We start from the raw sequence: 22,865 nt of genomic DNA, 5'->3' as shown, positions 1-22,865 counted from the left end.
GCCTCGTCCGACGGCACGACTGACCGACTTGCTGTCCCGCCCGGAGGATTCATGACCCCGCCCACCGCCTCTCACGATCCGTACGCAGAGCCGTACGGGGACGAGGGCGACCAGCCGCTCGTACGTCCGTACGCGATGACGGGCGGCCGGACCCGGCCGCGCTACCAGCTCGCGATAGAGGCGCTGATCAGCACGACGGCCGATCCGGCCCAGCTGATGGGACTGCTCCCGGAGCACCAGCGGATCTGCCACCTGTGCCGCGAGGTGAAGTCGGTGGCGGAGGTGTCGGCACTGCTGGGCATGCCGCTCGGCGTGGCACGGATCCTCGTCGCGGACCTCGCCGAGGCCGGACTTGTCGCGATCCACCAGCCGGGTGGCGACGAGAACAACGGCGGCGCGCCGGACGTGACACTGCTCGAAAGGGTGCTCAGTGGACTTCGCAAGCTCTGACGGAGGTCGGGCGACCACCTCCGCGAAGATCGTGGTGGCGGGCGGCTTCGGCGTGGGCAAGACCACGTTCGTCGGCGCCGTCTCGGAGATCAACCCGCTGCGCACGGAGGCCGTCATGACGTCCGCGTCCGCGGGCATCGACGACCTCACCCACACCGGGGACAAGACCACCACGACCGTGGCCATGGACTTCGGCCGCATCACCCTGGACCAGGACCTGATCCTGTACCTGTTCGGCACGCCCGGCCAGGACCGCTTCTGGTTCATGTGGGACGACCTGGTCCGCGGCGCGATCGGCGCGGTGGTGCTCGTGGACACCCGGCGCCTGGCCGACTGCTTCCCCGCGGTCGACTACTTCGAGAACAGCGGCCTGCCCTTCGTCATCGCCCTCAACGGCTTCGACGGGCACCAGCCCTACACGCCCGACGAGGTGCGCGAGGCACTCCAGATCGGCCCCGACGCGCCAATCATCACCACCGACGCCCGCCACCGCGCCGACGCCAAGAGTGCGCTGATCACGCTGGTGGAGCACGCCCTCATGGCACGCCTGCGGTAGGGCAAGTCGGCGGAGCCATACGGAAGTTGTCGTAGATCCCGGGGAGCCGGCTGTGGCGTTTGACACGGTCGGCCCCGGTGTTCATAACGTTTCGACAGAGATATCGGATGGTACCGCCACGCGTCGCGGTCGGCCGGTGCCGCTGCGCTCACAAAAGCCCCGCCTTTTGGCGGGGCTCGCTCTTTATGACCGATTTATCTGGGGCTTACATCGTCGGGAACCACCGCTTCCGAGTGTTTGGAATCGTCAGGCTGACGTGCTGGAATGCCTGAACTGCCCAATCGTCAGAGACGTACTGGTCGGGGACAAGGCCCTGGAGACACCGCGGCACGACGTAGGTGCCGTCGCCGAGAGGTTGTTGGTCGAGTGAGGCGAAGCAAGAACGGTCCCGAGCCGTCGGCACGGGGCAACTTCACCCCGCCGCCGCGCGGAGCGGCACCCGCGCACGTGCCCGGCCCGGAGGCAACGGCTCTCCCGCCGGGCGGCAGCCGCTTCTCCCCGCGCAACTGGCGCGTGCCGACCAGACTGAACGCCATCCTGCTCATACCCGTGCTGGTCGGCCTGGTCATGGGCGGATTCCAGGTGAAGAGCTCCATCGACACCTGGAAGCAGGCACGGGACGCGGAGAACACCGCGCGTCTCGTGCAGGCGTCCCTGACCTACGCCGACCGGCTCTACCAGGAGCGCGACGCCTCCGCCGCCCCGCTGCTGTCCGGCGAGGGCGACAAGAACTCCATGGTCGTCCAGGTCCGCGCCGCCACCGACGAGGCCGCCGACGCCTTCGACCAGGCCGCGCAGAACATGCCGGACACCGCGAGCCTGCAGCGCCGCCTCGCCATCTTCCGCAAGGCCGAGACCAAGCTGCAGGCGCTGCGCCAGGGCGCGTACACCTCCCGGCTGACCGGTGTGCAGACCGAGGAGGGCTACGTCGAGGTCGCCCACCCGCTGATGGAGTTCGCCAACGAGCTCGGACTCGGTACCAGCAACATCACCAGCTACGGCCGCACCGTCTACGCCATCTCGCTCACCAAGGCCGCGCTCTCCCTGGAGCGCTCGATCGGCATGCACATGCTGATCAAGCCCGGCCCCGACGACACGAGCCTCGCCAAGCAGCGCGTCGCCCTCTCCTCGTACGCCTATCTGGAGGGCATCGCCGTCGAGGAGTACCTGGGCGGTGGCACCTCGGAGGACGCCGCCAAGCTGGAGGCGGCCAAGAAGAAGCTCAAGACCGACGGCGCCGCCGCGGCGGAGAAGGCCGCCGCGCGGGCGAAGGCCCAGGGCAAGACGTACGTGCCGCCGCCGTCCGACCCCACCAAGATGGTCGCGGCCGTGGCCACGCTGCAGTCCACCGGCGACGCCGCCCGCGCCGAGATCGCCCAGCAGGGCGTCACCCCGCAGAACTGGTGGGCGGTGAACACCCTCAAGTACGACGCCTACCGCGCGATCGAGTCGGACATGGCGGACAAGGCCGTGGCGGAGGCGTCGAAGATCGCCGACGACGCCAAGCAGTCCGCGTTCGTCACCGGTGCCGCCGTCCTCGTCGCCCTGCTCGCCGCGTTCGTCCTGGCCGGCCTCATGGCCCGCCAGATGAGCCGCTCGATGCGCCGGCTGCGCAACGCCGCCTTCGGTATCGCCGAGCAGCGCCTGCCGATGCTGGTCGACCAGCTCTCGCGTACCGACCCCGGCCGCGTCGACACCCGTGTGGCACCCATCCCGATCTCCTCCACCGACGAGATCGGCGAGGTCGCCCGCGCCTTCGACCAGGTTCACCGCGAGGCCGTCCGGCTCGCCGCCGAGCAGGCCCTGCTGCGGGGCAACATCAACGCGATCTTCACCAACCTCTCGCGCCGCAACCAGTCGCTGATCGAGGGCCAGCTGACCCTGATCACCGACCTGGAGAACAACGAGGCCGACCCGGACCAGCTGGAGAACCTCTTCAGGCTGGACCACCTCGCGACCCGTATGCGCCGCAACGGCGAGAACCTCCTGGTCCTCGCCGGCGAGGAGCCCGGCCGCCGCTGGGACCAGCCGGTCCCGCTGGTCGACGTGCTGCGCGCCGCCTCCTCCGAGGTGGAGCAGTACGAGCGCATCGAGCTGTCGGGCGTCCCGGAGGCCGACATCCACGGCCGCGCCGTGACCGACCTCGTGCACCTGCTCGCCGAGCTGCTGGAGAACGCCACCACGTTCTCCTCCCCGCAGACCAAGGTCCGTGTGACCGCCACCCGGCTGCCGGACGGCCGGATCATGATCGAGATCCACGACAAGGGCATCGGCCTGACGGCCGAGGACTTCGCGGACATCAACCACAAGCTGGCCAATCCGCCGACCGTCGACGTCGCGATCTCGCAGCGCATGGGCCTGTTCGTGGTCGGCCGGCTGGCCGACCGGCACGGCATCCGGGTCCAGCTGCGCCCCTCCGGCGAGCAGGCCGGCACCACCTCGCTGGTCATGCTGCCCGACGCCATCACCCACGGCGGTGGCGGCGAGCAGTCGCCGGAGCGCGACGAGTTCACCGTCTCGCAGATCATCCCGGAACAGCAGCCGTTCCAGGGCGAGAGCTTCGAGGAACCGTCGGCTCTGACGGCGGCGGACTTCGGCTTCGACGACAGCCGCTATGCCGACGTCCCGGACGACATACGGGAGTTGGACCCCGTAGGCCGTTCGCTGATGCGTGAGGGCCGCCGTGCGGCCCTGGAGGCCCAGGCCCAGGGCCAGGACCACAGCCGGCCGGAGGAGGCGGCCCAGGAGCCCGCCGCCGCGTCGTACCAGGACGAGTTCCAGGCGCAGCAGCCCGCCTTCGACAACGGTCAGGGTGCCTACGACGGCGGACAGCCCGTCTACGACAACGGACAGGTCGCGTACGACAACGGGCAGAGCCCGTACGAGGAGCAGCAGGCGTCGTACGACCAGCAGACGGCGTACGGGGAACCGCAGCAGCCGGCGTACGAGGAGACGTACTTCCCGTCGGGCGGCGGTCTGCCGCAGGGCGACGGCTTCCCGTCCGGTGGCTACCCGGAGTCCGCCTATGCGGAGCCCGCGCAGGACAACCGCGCCGCGGCCCAGGCCACCACCTCGGAGACGTTCCCGGCCTTCGACGAACAGCCCTACCAGGGCGACTGGCCCCAGCAGGACAGCTATCAGAGCCCCTACCGCTCCGAGTACGCTCCCGAAGCGGAATCCGTGCAGGCCGCTGACGTGGACAAGGGGGACCGCGTAGGCTTCGACCGTCCGGGACCGGCCCCGTCCGCCGTCCACGAGCTGACGGACGCCGGACTGCCCCGCCGCGGCACCTCCGCGAAGGGCGCCACCGGCCGGCCGCAGGCCATGGCCCCGGACGCGCCGGCGGCCACGGAGACGGGCGACGACTGGCGCTCCGCCAACGACCAGCGTTGGCAGCAGGCGTCGCAGCTCCGGAAACCCAAGGCGGGCGGGGTCACCTCCTCCGGTCTGCCTCGGCGGGTCCCCAAGGCGAACCTGATGGAGGGCGCCGCGGAGACCACCCCGCAGGGAGGCCCACAGGTCTCCCGTGCCCCGGAGGACGTCCGGGGCCGGCTGAGCAACCTGCGTCGAGGCGTCCAACGCGGACGCAACGCAGGCAGTGAAACGAACGGCCAGGGCTTCGGTCCTGACAGCACCTACAACCAGGAGCGTTAGTGTGAGCCCGATGAGCCAGGCGGCACAGAACCTGAACTGGTTGATCACCAACTTCGTGGACAACACCCCGGGGGTGTCCCACACGGTGGTGGTCTCCGCCGACGGACTCCTTCTGGCGATGTCCGAAGGCTTTCCGCGCGACCGCGCCGACCAGCTGGCGGCCGTCGCGTCCGGTCTGACCTCGCTGACAGCGGGTGCGTCCCGCATCTTCGAGGGCGGCAGTGTGAATCAGACGGTTGTGGAGATGGAGCGGGGATTCCTCTTCATCATGTCCATCTCCGACGGTTCATCGCTCGCGGTTCTCGCACACCCCGAGGCGGACATCGGCCTCATTGGGTACGAGATGGCCCTCCTGGTGGACCGTGCCGGTACGGTCCTGACCCCCGACCTCCGGGCGGAACTCCAGGGGAGCCTTCTCAACTAGAAGACGGACGGTGCAGGCCCGCGTTCCGGGGTCGTAAGGTTTCGGGACGCGGCGTCCAGCGATGGTGCCCGGCACAGTCGGAGGAGGAGAGAACGTGGCAACACCCCCAGGCGGTTCGTCCGCCGGTAACTGGTCCTATGGCCCTGACCAGGGTGAGCAGAACCGGTACAACTTCCCCTCCGCACCAGGCCACCGGCGTCAGCCCTACCCGCCCCAGGGTCCTGGTCCGTCCCCCTACGACCAGCCGCCGGCGCCGCGCATCCAGCCCGTGCAGCCGCAGCGCCGTACTCCCGAGCCGGCGCCCGCGGGGTCGTCGAACAACCCTCTGGTGCGTCCGTACGCCATGACGGGCGGCCGCACCAGGCCGCGCTACCAGCTCGCCATCGAGGCGCTGGTGCACACCACCGCGCAGCCGCACCAGATGCAGGGCCAGTTGCCCGAGCATCAGCGGATCTGCCATCTGTGCCGGGAAATCAAGTCGGTGGCCGAGATCTCGGCGCTCCTGACGATCCCTCTCGGCGTGGCCAGGATCCTCGTCGCCGACTTGGCGGAGGCGGGCCTGGTCGCCATCCATCAGCCCGGCGGCGACGAGAACGCCGGCGGCCAGCCAGACGTGACACTGCTCGAAAGGGTGCTCAGTGGACTTCGCAAGCTCTAGCGGCGGTCCTTCCCGCTCCACCACCTCCGCGAAGATCGTGGTGGCGGGCGGCTTCGGCGTGGGCAAGACCACGTTCGTCGGCGCCGTCTCGGAGATCAACCCGCTGCGCACGGAGGCCGTCATGACGTCTGCTTCGGCAGGCATCGACGACCTCACCCACACCGGGGACAAGACCACCACGACCGTGGCCATGGACTTCGGCCGCATCACCCTGGACCAGGACCTGATCCTGTACCTGTTCGGCACGCCCGGCCAGGACCGCTTCTGGTTCATGTGGGACGACCTGGTCCGCGGCGCGATCGGCGCGGTGGTGCTCGTGGACACCCGGCGCCTGGCCGACTGCTTCCCCGCGGTCGACTACTTCGAGAACAGCGGCCTGCCCTTCGTCATCGCCCTCAACGGCTTCGACGGCAACCAGCCGTACGGCCCCGACGAGGTACGCGAGGCACTCCAGATCGGCCCGGACACCCCGATCATCACCACCGACGCCCGCCACCGCGCCGACGCCAAGAGTGCGCTCATCACTCTGGTGGAGCACGCGCTGATGGCCCGGCTCCGTTAGGCGCCGGTCGCCCGGTACCCCGCGTCCCCGTCCCGGGGCGCGGGGTTCTTCTTTCGCCGGGCCGCCGCCCTCCCCGTGCGTGCGCACCACGAAGGGCCCCTCTTCGGCAGAGGGGCCCTTCGGCGAACGGGGTGCGGCTCGGTCTAGCCGTGCCAGCTGTGCGGTGCCCGGAAGCCGGGTTCGCGCTCCAGGCGGCGCCAGCCGGCCTTCGGGCGGCCCCGGTGGGGGTGGGTGGTGGCCGGCGACTGGGCCGCCGCGCGGGCCAGGAGGATGGCCGTGATGGCGGCCACTTCCTCGGGCTCGGCGTGGCCCTTCTCGACGCGGATGTCAGGGGTGCTCATGGGATCAGTCTCCGTGAGAGAGGGGTCCGCGGGGTTGCCGCGGCGGGTCCGCTCGGTTACTGCGGGGGGTTGCCGTGCTTGCGGGAGGGCAGGTCCGCGTGCTTGGACTGCAGCATCGCAAGTGACTTGATCAGGACCTCGCGGGTCTCCGCGGGATCGATGACGTCGTCGACCAGGCCGCGCTCGGCCGCGTAGTAGGGGTGCATCAGCTCGGACTTGTATTCCTTGACCATGTTCTGCCGCATGGCCTCGGGGTCCTCGGCCTGGGCGATCTGACGGCGGAAGATGACGTTGGCGGCGCCCTCCGCGCCCATCACGGCGATCTCGTTGGTCGGCCAGGCGTAGGTGAGGTCGGCCCCGATGGACTGGCTGTCCATCACGATGTACGCGCCGCCGTACGCCTTGCGCAGGATCAGGGAGATCCGCGGCACCGTCGCGTTGCAGTAGGCGTACAGCAGCTTCGCGCCGTGCCGGATGATCCCGCCGTGCTCCTGGTCGACGCCGGGAAGGAACCCCGGCACGTCCAGGAAGGTCACCAGCGGGATATTAAAAGCGTCACACATCTGGACAAAGCGCGCAGCTTTTTCCGACGCCTCGATGTCCAGGACCCCGGCGAGGGTCTGCGGCTGGTTGGCGATGATGCCCACCACCTGCCCGTCCAGACGGCCCAGGGCGCAGATGATGTTGCGGGCCCAGCGTTCGTGGACCTCCAGGTACTCGCCGTCGTCGACGATCTCCTCGATGACCTTGGCCATGTCGTAGGGCCGGTTGCCGTCGGCCGGAACCAGGTCCAGCAGGGCCTCACCGCGGCGGTCCACCGGGTCCGTGCACTCCACCCGCGGCGGGTTCTCCCGGTTGTTCTGCGGCAGCAGCGACAGCAGGTAGCGCACCTCGGCGATGCACGTCTCCTCGTCGTCGTACGCGAAGTGGCACACGCCGCTGGTCTCCGCGTGGACGTCCGCGCCGCCCAGGCCGTTCTGCGTGATCTCCTCACCGGTGACCGCCTTGACCACGTCCGGCCCGGTGATGAACATCTGCGACGTCTGACGGACCATGAACACGAAGTCCGTCAGCGCCGGGCTGTAGGCCGCTCCCCCCGCGCACGGACCGAGCATGACGCTGATCTGCGGGATGACGCCCGAGGCCCTGGTGTTGCGCTGGAAGATGCCCCCGTATCCGGCCAGCGCGCACACGCCCTCCTGGATGCGGGCCCCCGCGCCGTCGTTGAGCGACACCAGCGGCGCTCCGGCCGCGATGGCCATGTCCATGATCTTGTGGATCTTCGTGGCGTGGGCCTCGCCCAGCGCGCCGCCGAAGATCCGGAAGTCATGGGCGTAGACGAAGACCGTACGGCCCTCCACCGTGCCCCATCCGGTGATCACACCGTCGGTGTACGGCTTCTTGGCCTCCAGGCCGAACCCCGTCGCCCGGTGCCGGCGCAGCTGCTCGACCTCCTGGAACGACCCCGCATCCAGCAGCAGCTCGATGCGTTCCCGGGCGGTCAGCTTCCCCTTGGCGTGCTGCGCCTCGGTCGCCTTCTCGCCCGGACCCGCCAACGCCCGCGCACGGATCTCGTGCAGTTCGGCGACCCGTCCGCGCGCGTCCGTGGGCTCACTCCCGGAATCTACAGCCTCGTCCAAAACGGTCATGTAGCGACCTTACGAAGTCCAACGAGGAAAGCGGGCCGTCGACTCCGTACAGTCTCCAGGCCGTTTTCCTGGTGCCACTGAACAGAATCCTGTCCCACAGCAGCCCATCTGACTGCTCAAGGGGGCCGGACGTTGTAGGTGCCTGACAAAGTCGTCAGGTGAGAGCCACCTCACATTGATGGGTCGCACATGCCATCCCCGGGGTGACACGGAACCTCGAACGGCCGCCCCACGACACGACGTCGACGGTCGGGTCGGCGTGGACGACGGCCCCCACCGGACGGTCCCAGACGATCTCCAGGGACTCCCCCGTTCGGGGCGGCTCGCTCACGCAGATCGTCGCCGTGCGCCGCCGGCGGCGCACGAGCACGCTCGCCCCCGCCGATGCCGTCAGCCCGTCAACCGTACCGGCCGCCCAGAAGTTGACCGCCGTCAGGCCCAGGGAGGGCACGCGGACCGCCTGGCGCCGGGCGTCGTTGGCCGGCACCGTGCACCACCGACGGTCGGCGGCACGGGCGGCGACCTGCCAGCGCGTCGCACCCGGCATCACGAGGTACACGTAGCGGGCGTCCACCGGGTCGGTGCCGTGGTCGAGCCAGAGCGTCTGCCAGCGCCGGGTGCGCCGTTCGGTGGTACCGCTCGTGTTGATGTCGGACCAGGCGCCGGTGCGGTCCTCCCGGAGGGTGCGCAGTTCGCCCCCGGCGCGGAGCACCCAGCCGCCGTGGCCCTCCAGGTGGGCCCACCCGTCTTGGTGCGTGAAGGACGGCGTGCCGCCCCCGCCCAGGTTGCGGTTGTCGACGACCGTCTCGACGGGGACGCCGTCCGCGCAGGTGATCGCGGCACCCAGGCAGAGCACCGCGTCGTCGAGGAAGAACCACGACGTGCGGGCCTCCAGCGTGGACTCCAGGCCCTTCAGATGCCGGCCGACGGCCGCGTACGTGCCGTCGGTGGTGCCGCCCACCCACCGCACGTCCGGCTTCGGCTCGCCCCACTCGCCGCCCGCCCGGTCGGCGAGCCGCTTGGTGGAGACGGTGGTGCCGGGCAGCCGGTACCAGTCGACCGTGGGCCAGTACCAGTCCGTGTACTGGTCCGGGCGCCCGGCCCACCACAGCAGCATGCCGGAGCCGGTGTGCCAGCCGCGCGGGTTCTCGCCGTTGCCGCACTCGTAGTGCGCGATGCGGTTCGAGGACATCGAGAGGTTCGCGGCGAAGCCGCGGCCGCGGTGGACGGCACGGTCCATGGCCGGGAAGAGGCGGTGGCCCGGAGGTTCGGGCACGGCGGCAGCCGGGGAGCGGGCCGCCCTGTGCAGACGGGCCAGGTCCGCGACATCGAACTGGGGTGCTGCGAGGATCGGGGTCACCGTGTCGCGGGCGATCCACCCCTTGATCATTCCGTGCCAGCGCTCGCGCTCGGCCTGGCTCGCCGCGTCCGCGAGGAGGGCGATCGCGGCGATCAGCTGCCCGCCGTGGAAGTGGTCGCCGCGCATCACGTGCAGGTCGTCGCTCGTGAGGCAACCGCGGCTGATGGCACGTCCGTTGACGCTGTCCATGACGAGTCCGTCGTGGATGAGGGGCGCGTACGCGTGCTCGACGCTGTCCAGGATGATCTGCCGGCCGGGATCGGTGACGTCCCAGGCGGACCCGGCGAGGAGGGTGAACAGCCGTCCGAGGCCGTCGAGCAGGACCTGGCCGTACGTGCCGGAGTAGGCGACCTGGGTGTGCTGCACGAACGAGCCGTCGGCGTAGAGCCCGTCGCCCCGGGTGACGTACGGGAAGACCGGCGAGAGGGCGTCGCGGGCGAGGGCGATCCGGTCGGGCGCTCGGCCCAGGATGCCGCGCAGGGCGACCGAGCGGCACAGGTCGACGCGGTTGGCTCCGGTGGAGGTGCCCGAGTAGTCGTGCAGCGCGGAGTCGGGGATGAAGTGGTCGACGGCGGCGAGGGCGGCCTCCCTCGGGGCGTCGCCCAGGTGCTCGTACAGCGCCGCCGTGATGTCCATGAGCGGTCGGGGGCCGCCGATCCGCCAGTGCCACCAGTTGCCGTACGGAGTGGTGGACGGGTTGAAGACGGTGGTGAGGACATGGCCGAGGCCGCGCGTCACCCCGGCGAGCATGCCCTCGTCGCCGGTCGAGCCGGTGCCGTCCTGGACGTAGGCGCGGGTCATGGTCCACAGCCGGTCGAGGCTCTGGGTGATGCCGGCGGGCGGGTCGAAGGGGTACTGCGGCCACAGCGAGCCGGGCGCCGGGGCCATGGCCGCGCGCAAGCCGCGGGCGAGGTCGCCGGTACGCGCGAGGCGGGAGGCGTAGGGCTCGGCGGCCGGGTCGTAGCCGGCGCCCAGGGCCAGGGTGAGCCAGCGGCGGCGCAGGGCGTCGAACTCGTCGGTGGCGGACGGGACTTCGCCGGCCGGGGCGAGGACGGGGACGGGGACGGCTCCGGCAGCGGTCGCCGAGAGGGTCGCGGCGAGGAACGTACGGCGGTCGGACGCCATGGGCGGGCCCCGCTTTCCGTGAGACGGCCGCGCCGAGGCTACACGGCTACGCACCGCGACGGAACCGACACCTTGCGGATGATGTTGAAACTTGAATGGAATAGGACTACGGTCACTCCTGTTCATCTCGTTGAACGTTAAACAGTTGGCGGCCTCCGGCTCCCGCCGCAGTCCGCGCACCCGTCATTCCAAGGAGCACCCCATGGGCATCTTCGGCCGCAAGACCGACACCGACACCGCCGCGGCCACCGGCGTGAGCCCCGACCTCGCCGAGCTGACCGGCGACTACACGCTGGACCCCGCGCACACCACCATCGGCTTCGTGGCCCGCCACGCGATGGTCACCAACGTCAAGGGCAGCTTCCAGACCTTCGAGGGCACACTGCACCTGGACGGCTTTGACCCCTCGAAGTCCACCGCCTCGATCGACGTCACGATGGACAGCATCGACACCGGGAACTCCGACCGCGACGGGCACCTCAAGAGCGCGGACTTCTTCAAGACGGACGAGTTCCCCGCCATGACCTTCCGCTCGACCAAGGCCGAGGCCCTGGGCGGCGACGACTACCGCATCACCGGCGACCTGAGCATCCTCGGCGTCACCAAGCCGCTCACCATCGACCTGGAGTTCAACGGCGCCGCGAAGGACCCCTTCGGCAACGAGCGCGTCGGCTTCGAGGGCAAGGCGGAGATCCTGCGCTCCGACTGGGGCCTGACCTGGAACGCGGCACTGGAGACGGGCGGCGTGCTGGTCTCCGACAAGATCAAGCTGGTGTTCGACATCTCGGCGATCAAGAAGGCGTGACCCGGCCCGGGGGGAGCCGGTGCGCCGGGAGCCACCGGCTCCCCCGCACGTCGAACTCGCACCACACCACCTTCCCGGGGTCCCGCTCCCCCACCCCCCACTCGTCCGCGAGCGCGGCGACGAGCAGCAGACCGCGGCCACCTTCCGACTCCGGTGACGCGCAGTCCGGCGCGCGGACCTCACCGGGCCCGCCGTCGTGCACCTCCACGCGCAGGACCCCGTCGCCGTACAGGCGCAGGTACAGGGCGAAGCTTCGGCCCGGCGGGACGCCGTGGACCAGCGCGTTGGTGGCCAGTTCGCTCACACAGAGCAGTACGTCCTCCGTGCGGGGGCCGACGGCCCAGTCGGCGAGGGCGTTGCGCGTGAACCCGCGGGCGAGACGGATCGACCTGCGGTCCCGGCGGTAGAACGCCTCGCGGGTGTGGGGGTGTTGGGGTTGTGCGTTCACGAGGCGACTGTCACAGGGTGTCACTAGAGTGGAGCAGTGAGTGAGTCCGTAGCACTCATTGCTACGGGCCCACTACGAGGACGTCGCACGTGAACGGGGGAAGGGGACGGCCATGCACTCGGCGAGGAAGTCCAAGAAGGTCGGTTCCTGGCAGGCGATCGGCGCGCTGGTCGCGCACTACCGGCGGCAGGCGCGGCTCACCCAGGAGCGGTTCGCCGAGGTGGCGAGCCTGCACGTGGACACGGTGGGCTCCATCGAACAGGGCAGACTCGCGCTCCAGCCCGACCGGGCGGAGCAGTTCGACGAACTGCTCGGCACGGGCGGGGCGTTGGCGGTGCTGGTGGCCAAGTTGCCGGTACGGGAGCGGATCGTCCAGTTCGCGCAGGGGCTGGTGGATCACGAGCAGGAGGCGTTGAGCATCCTCTCGTACCAGACCCAGGTCGTACCGGGACTGCTCCAGACGCGGGAGTACTGCCGTGCCGTTTGGTGCAGCGCGCCAGTTTCCTCGTTGATGGCCCCGACGAGGTCAGCGACTATCACCTCCAGTATGGGATGCTGCGGTCACAGGCCCTCTCTCCCGACGAGAGCCTGCGCCTCCTGAACGGACTTCTAGGAGAGTCATGAACACCGCAGCACGGCGGCAGAACCGCCCGTACGGCCTGACATGGTTCAAGTCCAGTTACAGCGGCAGTCAGGGCGGCGATTGTGCCGAAGTCGCCACCCACTCCTCCTCCGTGCACATCCGTGACTCCAAGGCCCCCCACGGCCCCGTCCTCACCGTCTCCCCCGCCACCTGGAGCGAGTTCCTTGAGCAGCTCACCCGCTGATCGCACGGAGTGGATCGCCGTCGCCACGTACGAGAACGCGCCGGGGCGTCCCGTGCCCCCGGCCGCCCTGCGCGCTTGACTGCGTGAACGCGGCATCGACTGGATGCCGTTCGTGGACGGCGAACTACGCTGGGACCTCGCCTGCGGGCCCGGGTCCGACGGGCGGTGGCACGGGTGGATCACCGTCTTCGTCGACGCGCGGGCCCTGTGGCGGCTCGGGCTGCATCCCCGTCAGCCGACCGCGGTCGTCGACGGACCGTCGCCGCCGGGGTGGTGGCATGCCGCCGGCGAGCGCTACGCGGCGATGAGTGCGCCAGGCGGCCGGCAGGGCTCCGCGGTCAGTACTCGGTGTTGAGGTCCGTGCCCTTGGGTGCCCGCCAGCAGCCGGAGACGACGGTGACCGCGAGGAGCGGCTCCTGCTCGTGCGGATGCGTCGGGGTGGACACGATGAGCACGGCGTTCACCGAGAAGCGGTCCTTCTCCGAGTCCGCTGTGAGGGAGAGCGACTTGGCCTTGCTGTTGTCGGGACCGTAGGCGACGATCTTCCAGCCCTTCTTGGGCAGCTCCTCCCGAAGTCGCTGGAAGCCCGCCTTCAGGTCGTCCTCGGAGACGTTGTAGACCGACCAGGGATGGCGGGTCTTGTAGAGGTGCTCGGGGTCCTCGTCGCAGGTCGAGACGGCGGGACCGCGCTCGGTGACCTTGCCCTTGCGGATGCCGATCATCTCGTAGATCGCGCTGGAGGCGGCCTTCGCCTTGTCGCGGGCCTTGTCCACGTCCAGCGTGGGATACCCGGAAGCCGACTCCGAGCCGGATGTCTGCTGCGTCGAGGGGGGCTGTCCGTTGTCGTCCACGGTCTTCGAACATCCTGCCGTGAGGAGGGAAACTGCGAGTGCGGCGGCGGTCAGGCCGATGGAAGCCGCTCGGTACCGGTTCCTGGCTGGGGTGTGCGTCATCCTACGGCTCCACTACTCGGTCGTACCGGCCCGTTACCACGGCCGCCTGATTCCAGAGACTGGTCGAATCGTGGTCCCAGTAGCCACTGTGGCCGCCCGTGTCCACGGCCATGCGATGCGCGCCGAACGCTTCGTCGGTCGGGACGGTCTGGATGTAGCCCGCGTTGTACGGGAGTCCGTGCCATGTCTCGACGCCCCACTTGTACCCGCCGAGTCCGGCGACCTTGCCTCCGAGCGGGACCGGGTCGTCGTGTGCGCCCTCGGCCCACACGTGGTTCTTGCCGACGTCCAGGTCGCCCGCATCGCCGACCAGCATGCCGGGGCTGCCTGCCACCACGATCTCGTCCGCGGCCAAGTGCCCGGGGGCCTTGGACGCGGCGCCCACCGTAGTGGATCCGTAGCTGTGGCCGATGACGGTGGTGTGGCTGGCGTCCGGGCCGCCCTGGACCGTCTGGAGGCCGTCCAGGAAGTTGTTGAGTTTCGGCGCGCCCTCGTAGGCCCAATGCTTCTCCATGGCCTCGGGCACGATGCTCTGCGGGGCGTCGTACCCGATCCAGGTGATGGTGGAGGTGGACTTGCCGGGCGACAGCTGATCGCTGGCGTCCCAGATCTCCTGCATGCGCTTGATGTCGCCTCCGGCCCCCGCCAGTCTCGATGTCGTCCCCGGCACATACACCGCCGTGTTGTCGGCCGTGTCCGGGTTGCCGTTGGCGAGGATCACGTGGCCGTTGCCCTTGAGGTCGAAGCCCAGCAGGTATGCCTCGGGCAGGTGGTCGACGCCGGTGCTGTCGAAGCGGGACCGGATGGCGTCCATGCCCTTGAGCTCGTCCTTGAAGCGGGTGCCGCCCATGGCGTCCCAGGCGGTCCATTCCGGGTTGCGGATCACTCCGGCCGCGGTGACAACCGTCTTGGGCGGCTCCGGACCCAGTGCGGTGAGGTCGTGCTGGACCTGGGCGTGGGCCTCGTCCAGCACGATCCGGTTGGACGAGTCACGGACCACCGTCGGCAGCCCGTCGAGCGCGCCGATCTCGGCGGGGTAGAGCGTCTGGTACTCCTCGCGCTGCTCCTGCGTGAGACCAGCCCACCACTTCTTGTTGTCGGCGGGGGACTTGCCGTGCGGAATGCCGCCCTCGCCGAGGTAAGTGCCCACCGCCTTCCGGACGTCGCCCATGTCGCGGGCCTCGTCGATGAGCATGTCGTCGGTCACGGCCAGGCCGTCGGGGGCCTTGAGCTCGCGCAGGACCGCGGCATACCGGGTGTCGATCTCGTGGGCGCTGCGCACCGCCTGTGCGATGCGCTCGGCGATGTCCTCGGCCTTGCCCTTGTTGGGATCTCCGTTCGCCTCGCCCGCGCCGGGCAGGAAGGGGACCGGGGCGCCCGGCTCCGCGACGCCGTCGCCGGGGGCCAGGGGCACGACGGCCGCTCTCGGGTACTCGACCGAGCCGTCCTCGTTGACCGTGAACTTCAGGTCCGCCGCTTCTTGGAGAGCCTGCTTCAACCTCTTCTGGGCATCGGCCAGTTCCGACGCCAGGGCGTTCAGGGTCGTGCGGATGAGGCCGCATTCACCGTGCAGGTACTGGTAGTTGCGGCTCAGCCGGGTCAGGTCGCGCTCGGCGGCGGTCTGCGCCTCACCCTTCTGAGTGGTGTGGATCGGGGCGGCCATCTCCTGGTCGACCCGGACGCGCGCGGCGTCGGCCCGGTTGCTGACCTTGCCCCAGCCGTCGGCCGCCTCCTCGTACTCGGAGAACCTGGCATCACGCAACTGCTGCCACGTGGGCATGTCCGCCTCACCGGGCCCATTCGGGCTTGTCGCCGACGTGCACCCCGTTGACCTTGCCGGCGACGGCGGGGTCGATCTCGCCGAAGTCCCGGCCGGTCCTGGCGAGCGCGCCGTTCAGCCTGTCGCACTCGTCGCGCACCGACGTCAGCCGCTTCTCCCAGGTGGGCAGGATCTCGTCGAGCGCGGCGGTGCTGGTGAAGCCGTCGGTCCCGCCCTTGACGCCCTCATGGGCGGTCTTGAGGTCGGTGAGCCCCGAATGCGTGGCGGTGCGCAGTTCGTGAGCCACCCCGGAGGCTTTCGTCCACGGCCCGCTCGACGCCTTCAGGTCAGGACCCGGCCCTCCGGCGGATCCGCCCGGACCCGCGCCGCCTCCCCCGCCCCCCGGGTCGGCCCAGTGGTCGATCTGCATCCGCTCGGAGTGCTGCTGGGCCGCACCCGCCTTGAGCTGCTCCCACTCGTCCCACACCATCAGCGCTTTCCTCCCCCTGCCTGTGGCGGCGATGCGGCGTGTGCCGTGTCCAACCGTGTCGCCGCGAAGGCCACCCTATGGGTGCGGCTCAGGGAGCACATGAGTGCGGGTACTCAACTCCCGCCCCTGGTGCCCGCGTCGGCCGGTGCACTGGGGCTGGAGTCGCGCCGCGGGGTCAGAACCCGCCGCCGAAGTCCCCGCCGCCGCCGAAGTCCCCTCCCCCGCCGTCCCCGAAGCCGCCGCCGAAGTCCCCGGGGTCGAAGTCGGCGCCCGACACGTCCCCGCCCTCGTGGCCGCCGAAGTCGCCGTAGCCCGCGCCGTAGCCGGCCGCGTACGACGGGGTGGCCATCATGCTGCCGAGCAGCGTGCCGACCAGCAGGCCGGGCAGGATGCCGCCGCCGAAGTAGCCGCCCGCCCAGGGGCCGTAGGCGGGGCCCGCCTCCCAGTACGGGCGGCGGCCGTGGTCCGTGTCCACCTCGCGGACCAGCGGGTCGCGGCCGTCGGCCAGCCGGGCCCGGTCGGCCGCGCACACCGGGACCTCGCGCGGGGCGCCGCCCGCGGGCGTCCAGGTCGCGTCGGCGACGGACGGGCCGTGGCGCGGGTCGAAGAAGCAGGGCGGCCTGCGCTCGGGCAGCGGCCGGTGCTCGCGGCGGGCGGCGAGCAGCACCAGCGAGAAGCGTCCGTCCTCCAGGGCCTGGGTCACCGCCTTGACGTCCTCGGGGCGCCGGGCGGCCGCGATGGACGACTTCGCCTGTTCGTACGCGTCCAGCGCCCGCTCGTAGTCCGCGCGCATCGCGTCGTCCGCGCCCGGTTCCGCGGGGTGGAAGTCGAGGCGGTCCAGTTCCTCGCCGAAGGCGGTGATGTCCTCGTCGACCACGACCCGCAGCTTCTCCAGCGCGGCCCGCTGCTCCTCCTCCCGCCGGCGCCGGCCCCGTCGCATGAGCGCGAAGGTGCCCACGCCCGCGGCCAGCAGCACCGCGCCGGCCGTGATCAGCCCGGTGTACGAGACGCCGCCCGAGGTGCCCCAGCTGGACGGGGCGTGGCCGCCGATGTCCGCCACGGCGCGGTCGGTGAAGTCGTTCAACTGGGCCGTGGCGCTCTCCCCCCGGACGCTGGAGACCAGGTTCCGGACGGCGGTGCGGGGCATGACCGAGGAGTCGGCCCTGGCGTCGAAGCGGTCGCCGAGGCGGATCGCGTACAGGCCGGTGATGCCGGTGGCCGTGCGCAGGTCGGAGAAGAGGTTCCGGGTCGGGTAGCCGGCGGGCAGGACCGTGATGAAGACCGGCTTCCCGGCGTCCTTGATCTTCTTCGCGAGGACGTCGGCGTCCCGCGCGGACACCTGCCCGGAGGCGGCCGGATCGACGTACACGGGATCCTTGCGCAGCGCCTCGGCGATCACCGAGACGTCCGTGACCGCGTGGGCGCGGGGCGCACCTGCGAACAGCACCGTCAGGACCGCCGTGACCAGGGCGATCAGCGGAACGGCGATTCCTCGGACCAGCACGGCCTTCATACGTCGAAGCTACCCGAATCCGGGTGAATCCGGGCGCATAAAGCCATCACACCTGATACAGGCATATACGGCGGGTGGTGCGTGCCGTGCGCACGCACCACCCGCCGCAAGCGGCTCCCGGAGCGTCACGCCGCCCGGTATGCCTCCGTCAGCTTCGCCACCGCCGCCGCGTACTTCCCCGTCAGCAGCAGATGGTCCGCGTCCGCGAACGGTCCCGCGAACGCCTCCGTCATGACGGAGCCCGCCTTCCGCTGGACGATCAGCCGGGCCCGGGTCACGATCGCCCGCCCCGCGTGTGCCGATCCCGTCCGCTCGGCCGCGGCGGCCGCGCGCGCGAGCGCCTTGAGCGTCGCCGTGCCGCCCTGCGGGACCCCGGTGAGCGTGGTGAGGCCCCAGCCGTACGGGAACTGGGGGTCGTAGGAGGCGTCGCCGACGTTGATCGGCAGCTGGTCCTGCGACCTGGGCCAGGTGACGGGGAGCTGACCGGTGAAGGGACGCCTGCCGTACAGGACGTCCGCCACGCCGTCGCCCTCGGTGCCCGGCAGCCAGGAGGCCACGAGCGCGTCGATGCCGCCGAGCCGGTCGCCGATGAGCTGCGGGCGCCCGGAGACGATCAGCACGGCGCACCGCATGGCGCCGCACACCCTGTCCACGGCGGCCTTGTCGGCGGCGGACAGCTCCAGGTCGTTGCCGTTGCCGACGTCGCCGACGCCCTCGGCGTACGGGGTCTCCCCGACGACGACCACCCCGACGTCGTAGCCGTCCAGCGGCGCCGAGGCGTCCTTGGAGTAGGTGATCGTCGCGTCCGGGGCCGCCCTGCGCATGCCCTGGAGGACGGTCGTGCCCTGGGTGTGGGTGCCGGAGGCGCCCTGCCAGGTGATGGTCCAGCCGCCGGTCTGGTTGCCGAGGTCGTCGGCGTTGGACCCGGCGACGTACACCTTCTGGTCCTTCTTCAGCGGCAGCACGCCGTGCGCGTTCTTCAGCAGTACCTGGGACTCGGCGGCCGCCCGGCGGGCCACGGCCCGGTGCGCCGGGGAGCCGATCCGCGCGGCCCCGCTCGTGTCGGCGTAGGGGTGCTCGAAGAGTCCCAGCCGGAACTTCTGCGTGAGGATGCGGGAGACGGCGTCGTCGATCCGCCGCTCGCTGACGCGGCCCGCCTTCGCCTCGTCGGTCAGGGTCGTCAGGAAGTCCTTGTACGCGTACGGGACCATGATCATGTCGAGGCCCGCGCCGACGGACGTGCGGACGTCGCTCGCGTAGTCGCCCGGGAGCTGGTCGATGGCCGCCCAGTCGCTGACGACGAAGCCGTCGAAGCCCATCCGGCCCTTGAGCACGCCGTCGATCATGTCGGCGCGGGCGTGCATCTTCACCGGGCCCCGGCCGTCGCCGAGGATGTCGAGGGACGAGTACGACGGCATGACCGAGCCGATGCCGCGGTCGACGGCCGTCCGGTAGGGCGCCAGGTGGACGGCCTCCAGCTGCTGCCGGGTCACCTTGGTGACGCCCTGGTCGATGGTGTACGAGCCGGTGGTGGAGGAGCCGTACTCCGTTCCGCCGTCGCCGACGAAGTGCTTGGCGGTGGCGAGGACCTTGTCGTCGCGGCTCAGGTCCTTGCCGTTCGCGCGCCCCTGGAGGCCCTGGATGATCGTCTCCATCGACTCCACGAGGGCCGGGTCCTCGCCGAAGGACTCGTAGCTGCGGCCCCAGCGCTCGTCCCGCGAGACGCACAGGCAGGGTGCGAAGTCCCAGGGGACGCCGGTGGCGCGGACCTCACTGGCCGTCACCTCTCCGGTCTGCTCGGCGAGCCGGGGATCCCTCGTGGCCCCGATGCCGATGTTGTGCGGCATGATCGTGGCGCCGGCGAGGTTGTTGTGGCCGTGGACCGCGTCGACGCCGTAGATCAGCGGGATCTGGAAGCGGGTCGCCCGCGTCCTCAGCTGGAACGAGTCGATCATCTTCGCCCATGCCTCGGGGGTGTTGGGCGTCGGGGTCGAACCGCCGCCGGACAGGAGCGAGCCGAGGCCGTAGGCCGCGATGTCGCCCTGTGAGGTGAGGGCGGCGCGCTCGGCCTGGGTCATCTGGCCGGCCTTCTCCTCCAGGGACATGCGGGACAGGAGGTCGGCGACGCGCTTGCGCACCGGAAGCCTGCTGTCGAGGTACGGCAGTCCGTGGGCGTCGATGACGGCCTGCGGGATCTCGGCGGGGGGCTTGGCGCCGGTGACGGTCAGCTTCAGCGGGACCGTCTCGGCGGGTTCGGCGGCCTTGTCCCGCAGGGTGGGGACCTCGACGGTGCGGGTGGTCCCGGAGGCCGTACCGGCCGGGAAGGTGAGGGTTCCGCCGACGGGGGTGTAGTCCGTGCCCGGCTCCGCGGTGCCGCCGGCCGTGGCGTAGGTGACGGTGACCGGCTCGTCGAGGGGGACGCTGCCGGTGGTGGCGACGGTGACCTTCACCTGCGCCGTGCCGCCCTCCTGCACCGGGTAGACGGCGGAGTCCGTGGTGACCGAGGCGCGCAGGGACTGGTCGGCCTTCCCGTACAGCTCGACGTCGTCCATGGCGAAGCGGCCCTTGACGCCGACGGGCAGGGTGACGGCATAGCCCCACATCTCCGTGAGGCCGAGGACGTGGTCGATGCCGCCGACGGGCTGGTAGTCCGTGCGGTACGTGAAGTCGGTAAAGGGGATCTCGATCTGTTTCCAGCCGGTGAAGTCGTCGGTGAAGGAGGTCGTCCACAGCTCCGACGCCTCGCCGTTCGCGCCGCCGTCCTTGATCTCGAAGGCGATCTTCTTGCCGTTGTCCTGGCCGTCCCACCAGAAGCGGATGCCCTTGTGGGCGGACCAGTCGTGGGCGGGCCGGTCGGCCGCGAAGTCGTGGGTGAAGCCGCCGTAGCCGCTGATGTCGTAGCTGCCGCTGAGGACCTTGGCGCCCTCGGGGGCGTCCGCGCGGTCGGCGAGCTGCAGCGCGGGCGGGTCGTCGGCGTCTCCGCCCCAGGTGAAGATGCCCTCGGCGGGCTGGCCGGCGAAGGGCACCTCGCCCTCGAAGCGGTCGACCGGGACGGGGGGCGGGTCGTCGGCACCGGACGCGGTGGCGGCGGTGGTGAGCGGGAGCAGGGCGGTGAGCAGGGTGGCGGAGGCGAGCAGGGCGGTTCTTCGCATGGGCCTTCCCTTTGGCTGTCGTGGTCCACATGCTTGACTTACGACTTAGATCACGGCGTGAGTTAACTGGGACCCCTCGAAGCCGTCAAGACTTCACGTCAGAACCGATACAGAGTCAAGTTCTGGCAGGAACACGGCCGTTGTTCCTTCGGAAGCTGAACGCGCACCCTCTTGACGCCGTGTCGGTGCCGTCATTTACTCACGCATCGCACGCCTCCCGACCCCCACTCCCCAGAAGGGCGGCGCACCATGAGAAGGCCCCTCCGTGCGGTCCGTGTGCTCCTCGCCGGACTGCTGACCACCGCCGGGCTCACCGCCGCGGGCGGCCTGCCCGCGCACGCCGCCGGCGAGCAGATCACCGCCTGGCTGACCACGACCGACGACGCCGGCGGGCGCCATGTCGTGCGGGGTCTCCAGGCGCAGGCCCCGTTCGCCTTCCAGCCGGGAACCGGCGGCGACGGTGAGAACATCACGGTCGACGAGAACACCCGGTACCAGACGTTCACCGGCGGCGGGGCGTCCTTCACGGACACCGCGGCCTGGCTGATGAACGGCAGCGGGGCGCTCTCGCAGGCGACCCGGGACGCGACCATGCGGAAGCTGTTCTCGCCGGCGGACGGGATCGGGCTGTCGTTCCTGCGCAACCCGATGGGCGCCTCCGACCTGGCGCGGTACGGCTACACGTACGACGACGTGCCGGCCGGGCAGAGCGACCCGGGCCTGACGCGGTTCTCGATCGCGCACGATCTGGCGGACGTGGTGCCGCTGACGCGGCAGGCGCTCCGGCTCAACCCCTCGCTCACGGTGATGGCCACGCCCTGGACGGCGCCGGCCTGGATGAAGGACAGCGGGCAGCTGAACGGGGGCTGGCTGAAGGCAGAGGACTACGGGGCCTACGCGTCGTACTTCGTGAAGTACCTCCAGGCGTACCGGGACCAGGGCATCCCGGTTGCCTACGTCACGGCCCAGAACGAGCCGACGTGCTGCTCGGGCTATCCGTCCATGAGCTGGAACGCCTCCGGGCTCGCGTACTTCACCGGGAACGAACTGCTGCCGAAGCTGCAGGCGGCGGGCCTGGCGACGAAGGTGCTGGCGCACGACTGGAACTGGGACGCCTACGACTCCTACGCGGCGCAGACGGTGGACGACGCGGCGATCCGTTCGCACCCGAACTTCGGCGGGGTCGCCTGGCACGGCTACGGCGGCGACGTGACGAAGCAGTCGGCCGTGCACGACCGGTACCCCGTGCTGGACGCGTTCGGCACGGAGCACTCGGGCGGCACCTGGATCGCGAACCAGCAGCGCGAGGACATGCTCGACATCGTCGACTACACGCGGAACTGGGCGAAGTCGGTGACGAAGTGGTCGCTGGCGGTGGACCAGGACATGGGCCCGCACAACGGCGGGTGCGGCACCTGCACCGGACTGATCACCGTCCACAACGGGGACGGGGCCGGCGGGACCGTCGACTACACGATCGAGTACTACACGATGGGCCATCTGACGAAGTTCGTCCGGCCGGGCGCGCAGCGCATCGCGTCGACCGCGAGTTCGGCGGTGCCGAACGTGGCATGGCGCAATCCCGACGGTTCGAAGGCCCTGATCGCCTACAACGACGCGTCATCGGCGAGGACGGTGACGATCGGCTGGGGCGGGCAGCACGCGACGTACACGCTGCCCGGGAAGACGTCGGCGACGTTCACATGGTCGGGCACGCAGTCGGGCGGCGGCGACCGGTCGGGGGTGTTCGTTGGTCTCGCGGACAAGTGCCTGGACGTGGCCGGGGCGTCGAGCGCGAACGGGACGGCGGTGCAGCTGTACGACTGCAACGGCACGGACGCCCAGCGGTGGACGGTGAAGGCCGACGGGTCGGTCCAGGCGCTCGGGAAGTGCCTGGACGTTTCGGGGGGTTCGACGGCGGACGGGGCGAGGGTGCAGCTGTACGACTGCAACGGGACGGGGGCACAGCGGTGGTCGTACAACTCTTCGACCGGTGACGTGGTCAATCTCGCGGCGGACAAGTGCCTCGATGTGACGGACGGTTCGTCGGCGAACGGGGCGCGGGCGCAGATCTGGTCGTGCACGGGGGCGGCCAACCAGAAGTGGCGGTTGCAGTAGTCCGTCCGCGGGGGCCGGGTC

Annotated in this window: 19 protein-coding genes and 1 pseudogene; 11 read left to right on the top strand and 9 right to left on the bottom strand. The window is 70.5% G+C overall.

The window, feature by feature from the left end; all coding sequences use genetic code 11:
- Window positions 1-51: 51 nt before the first annotated feature.
- The 6 genes from ACZ79I_RS28535 to ACZ79I_RS28510 all read left to right on the top strand — a co-directional run bounded on the left by ACZ79I_RS28535 (window position 52) and on the right by ACZ79I_RS28510 (window position 6,304).
- Window positions 52-450: a DUF742 domain-containing protein gene (locus ACZ79I_RS28535; protein WP_381087049.1), complete on the top strand. Its 399-nt coding sequence runs from the start codon at window positions 52-54 to the stop codon at window positions 448-450.
- A complete protein-coding gene (locus tag ACZ79I_RS28530) occupies window positions 431-1,006 on the top strand; it encodes a GTP-binding protein (RefSeq protein ID WP_055614002.1) in 576 nt (191 codons plus the stop codon). The genes ACZ79I_RS28535 and ACZ79I_RS28530 overlap by 20 nt, the downstream gene beginning before the upstream one ends.
- A 366-nt stretch (window positions 1,007-1,372) precedes the next feature.
- Window positions 1,373-4,660 (top strand): nitrate- and nitrite sensing domain-containing protein, encoded by a 3,288-nt coding sequence (locus tag ACZ79I_RS28525; protein ID WP_471500769.1) that lies wholly within the window; start codon window positions 1,373-1,375, stop codon window positions 4,658-4,660.
- A 10-nt stretch (window positions 4,661-4,670) separates the two neighbouring features.
- Window positions 4,671-5,084, top strand: a complete 414-nt coding sequence (locus tag ACZ79I_RS28520) for a roadblock/LC7 domain-containing protein (RefSeq protein ID WP_004983065.1) — start codon at window positions 4,671-4,673, stop codon at window positions 5,082-5,084.
- A gap of 94 nt (window positions 5,085-5,178) precedes the next feature.
- Window positions 5,179-5,742 carry a DUF742 domain-containing protein gene (locus ACZ79I_RS28515; protein ID WP_471500767.1) on the top strand — a complete coding sequence of 188 codons (564 nt, stop codon included), beginning with the start codon at window positions 5,179-5,181 and terminating at the stop codon, window positions 5,740-5,742.
- Window positions 5,723-6,304: a GTP-binding protein gene (locus ACZ79I_RS28510; RefSeq protein ID WP_471500765.1), complete on the top strand. Its 582-nt coding sequence runs from the start codon at window positions 5,723-5,725 to the stop codon at window positions 6,302-6,304. Before ACZ79I_RS28515 ends, ACZ79I_RS28510 begins: the two co-directional genes overlap by 20 nt.
- A 143-nt stretch (window positions 6,305-6,447) precedes the next feature.
- Here the strand turns inward: ACZ79I_RS28510 and ACZ79I_RS28505 are convergent, their stop codons facing one another.
- From ACZ79I_RS28505 to ACZ79I_RS28495, 3 genes are all read right to left on the bottom strand, one after another.
- A complete protein-coding gene (locus ACZ79I_RS28505) occupies window positions 6,448-6,645 on the bottom strand; it encodes an acyl-CoA carboxylase subunit epsilon (RefSeq protein ID WP_471500763.1) in 198 nt (65 codons plus the stop codon).
- Window positions 6,646-6,701: 56 nt separating this feature from the next.
- Window positions 6,702-8,294 (bottom strand): acyl-CoA carboxylase subunit beta, encoded by a 1,593-nt coding sequence (locus ACZ79I_RS28500; protein WP_471500761.1) that lies wholly within the window; start codon window positions 8,292-8,294, stop codon window positions 6,702-6,704.
- Between the two features lie 154 nt (window positions 8,295-8,448).
- Window positions 8,449-10,779, bottom strand: a complete 2,331-nt coding sequence (locus ACZ79I_RS28495; RefSeq protein WP_471500759.1) for a polysaccharide lyase 8 family protein — start codon at window positions 10,777-10,779, stop codon at window positions 8,449-8,451.
- A gap of 202 nt (window positions 10,780-10,981) precedes the next feature.
- On the opposite strand from ACZ79I_RS28495, the gene ACZ79I_RS28490 reads away from it, so the two are divergent.
- A complete protein-coding gene (locus tag ACZ79I_RS28490) occupies window positions 10,982-11,584 on the top strand; it encodes a YceI family protein (protein ID WP_471500757.1) in 603 nt (200 codons plus the stop codon).
- Here ACZ79I_RS28490 and ACZ79I_RS28485 read toward each other — a convergent pair.
- Complete coding sequence (locus ACZ79I_RS28485) at window positions 11,571-12,032, bottom strand: ATP-binding protein (RefSeq protein ID WP_471500755.1); 462 nt, start codon at window positions 12,030-12,032, stop codon at window positions 11,571-11,573. The genes ACZ79I_RS28490 and ACZ79I_RS28485 overlap by 14 nt on opposite strands.
- A gap of 112 nt (window positions 12,033-12,144) precedes the next feature.
- Here ACZ79I_RS28485 and ACZ79I_RS28480 point away from each other — a divergent pair.
- From ACZ79I_RS28480 to ACZ79I_RS28470, 3 genes and pseudogenes are all read left to right on the top strand, one after another.
- Window positions 12,145-12,656 (top strand): annotated as a pseudogene (locus ACZ79I_RS28480) (Scr1 family TA system antitoxin-like transcriptional regulator).
- A complete protein-coding gene (locus tag ACZ79I_RS28475) occupies window positions 12,653-12,859 on the top strand; it encodes a DUF397 domain-containing protein (RefSeq protein ID WP_471500753.1) in 207 nt (68 codons plus the stop codon). Before ACZ79I_RS28480 ends, ACZ79I_RS28475 begins: the two are co-directional and overlap by 4 nt.
- Window positions 12,860-12,962: 103 nt before the next feature.
- The gene (locus ACZ79I_RS28470; RefSeq protein ID WP_471500751.1) at window positions 12,963-13,214 is read left to right on the top strand and encodes a hypothetical protein; all 252 of its coding nucleotides are present in this window, start codon (window positions 12,963-12,965) and stop codon (window positions 13,212-13,214) included.
- On the opposite strand, the gene ACZ79I_RS28465 is transcribed toward ACZ79I_RS28470, so the two are convergent.
- From ACZ79I_RS28465 to ACZ79I_RS28445, 5 genes are all read right to left on the bottom strand, one after another.
- On the bottom strand, window positions 13,198-13,812 hold the full coding sequence (locus tag ACZ79I_RS28465; RefSeq protein ID WP_471500750.1) for a hypothetical protein: 615 nt from the start codon (window positions 13,810-13,812) through the stop codon (window positions 13,198-13,200). The two genes, ACZ79I_RS28470 and ACZ79I_RS28465, sit on opposite strands and share 17 nt — an antisense overlap.
- 1 nt (window position 13,813) lies before the next feature.
- Window positions 13,814-15,592 carry an alpha/beta hydrolase gene (locus ACZ79I_RS28460; protein WP_471500748.1) on the bottom strand — a complete coding sequence of 593 codons (1,779 nt, stop codon included), beginning with the start codon at window positions 15,590-15,592 and terminating at the stop codon, window positions 13,814-13,816.
- A gap of 7 nt (window positions 15,593-15,599) precedes the next feature.
- On the bottom strand, window positions 15,600-16,061 hold the full coding sequence (locus ACZ79I_RS28455) for an amino acid ABC transporter permease (protein ID WP_471500746.1): 462 nt from the start codon (window positions 16,059-16,061) through the stop codon (window positions 15,600-15,602).
- Window positions 16,062-16,236: 175 nt separating this feature from the next.
- Window positions 16,237-17,574, bottom strand: a complete 1,338-nt coding sequence (locus ACZ79I_RS28450; protein ID WP_471500744.1) for a hypothetical protein — start codon at window positions 17,572-17,574, stop codon at window positions 16,237-16,239.
- A 125-nt stretch (window positions 17,575-17,699) separates the two neighbouring features.
- Window positions 17,700-20,726 (bottom strand): glycoside hydrolase family 3 protein, encoded by a 3,027-nt coding sequence (locus ACZ79I_RS28445; protein WP_471500742.1) that lies wholly within the window; start codon window positions 20,724-20,726, stop codon window positions 17,700-17,702.
- A gap of 249 nt (window positions 20,727-20,975) precedes the next feature.
- On the opposite strand from ACZ79I_RS28445, the gene ACZ79I_RS28440 reads away from it, so the two are divergent.
- Entirely contained in the window at window positions 20,976-22,844 is a 1,869-nt protein-coding gene (locus ACZ79I_RS28440; RefSeq protein ID WP_471500740.1) for a lectin, read from the top strand.
- The last annotated feature ends 21 nt before the right edge of the window (window positions 22,845-22,865 follow it).

This window comes from Streptomyces sp. PSU-S4-23, assembly GCF_055632315.1.
The sequence above is the reverse complement of the archived record's forward strand: the minus strand, read 5'-3'. Positions and strand labels throughout refer to the sequence as shown.

Bases quoted from the DNA above. Each gene is read 5' to 3' on its own strand.
- ACZ79I_RS28505 (WP_471500763.1), bottom strand. From the start codon at position 6,645: ATGAGCACCCCTGACATCCGCGTCGAGAAGGGCCACGCCGAGCCCGAG.
- ACZ79I_RS28475 (WP_471500753.1), top strand. From the start codon at position 12,653: ATGAACACCGCAGCACGGCGGCAGAACCGCCCGTACGGCCTGACATGG.
- ACZ79I_RS28500 (WP_471500761.1), bottom strand. From the start codon at position 8,294: ATGACCGTTTTGGACGAGGCTGTAGATTCCGGGAGTGAGCCCACGGAC.
- ACZ79I_RS28460 (WP_471500748.1), bottom strand. From the start codon at position 15,592: ATGCCCACGTGGCAGCAGTTGCGTGATGCCAGGTTCTCCGAGTACGAG.
- ACZ79I_RS28470 (WP_471500751.1), top strand. From the start codon at position 12,963: ATGCCGTTCGTGGACGGCGAACTACGCTGGGACCTCGCCTGCGGGCCC.
- ACZ79I_RS28495 (WP_471500759.1), bottom strand. From the start codon at position 10,779: ATGGCGTCCGACCGCCGTACGTTCCTCGCCGCGACCCTCTCGGCGACC.
- ACZ79I_RS28465 (WP_471500750.1), bottom strand. From the start codon at position 13,812: ATGACGCACACCCCAGCCAGGAACCGGTACCGAGCGGCTTCCATCGGC.
- ACZ79I_RS28445 (WP_471500742.1), bottom strand. From the start codon at position 20,726: ATGCGAAGAACCGCCCTGCTCGCCTCCGCCACCCTGCTCACCGCCCTG.
- ACZ79I_RS28490 (WP_471500757.1), top strand. From the start codon at position 10,982: ATGGGCATCTTCGGCCGCAAGACCGACACCGACACCGCCGCGGCCACC.
- ACZ79I_RS28440 (WP_471500740.1), top strand. From the start codon at position 20,976: ATGAGAAGGCCCCTCCGTGCGGTCCGTGTGCTCCTCGCCGGACTGCTG.
- ACZ79I_RS28520 (WP_004983065.1), top strand. From the start codon at position 4,671: ATGAGCCAGGCGGCACAGAACCTGAACTGGTTGATCACCAACTTCGTG.
- ACZ79I_RS28450 (WP_471500744.1), bottom strand. From the start codon at position 17,574: ATGAAGGCCGTGCTGGTCCGAGGAATCGCCGTTCCGCTGATCGCCCTG.
- ACZ79I_RS28455 (WP_471500746.1), bottom strand. From the start codon at position 16,061: ATGGTGTGGGACGAGTGGGAGCAGCTCAAGGCGGGTGCGGCCCAGCAG.
- ACZ79I_RS28535 (WP_381087049.1), top strand. From the start codon at position 52: ATGACCCCGCCCACCGCCTCTCACGATCCGTACGCAGAGCCGTACGGG.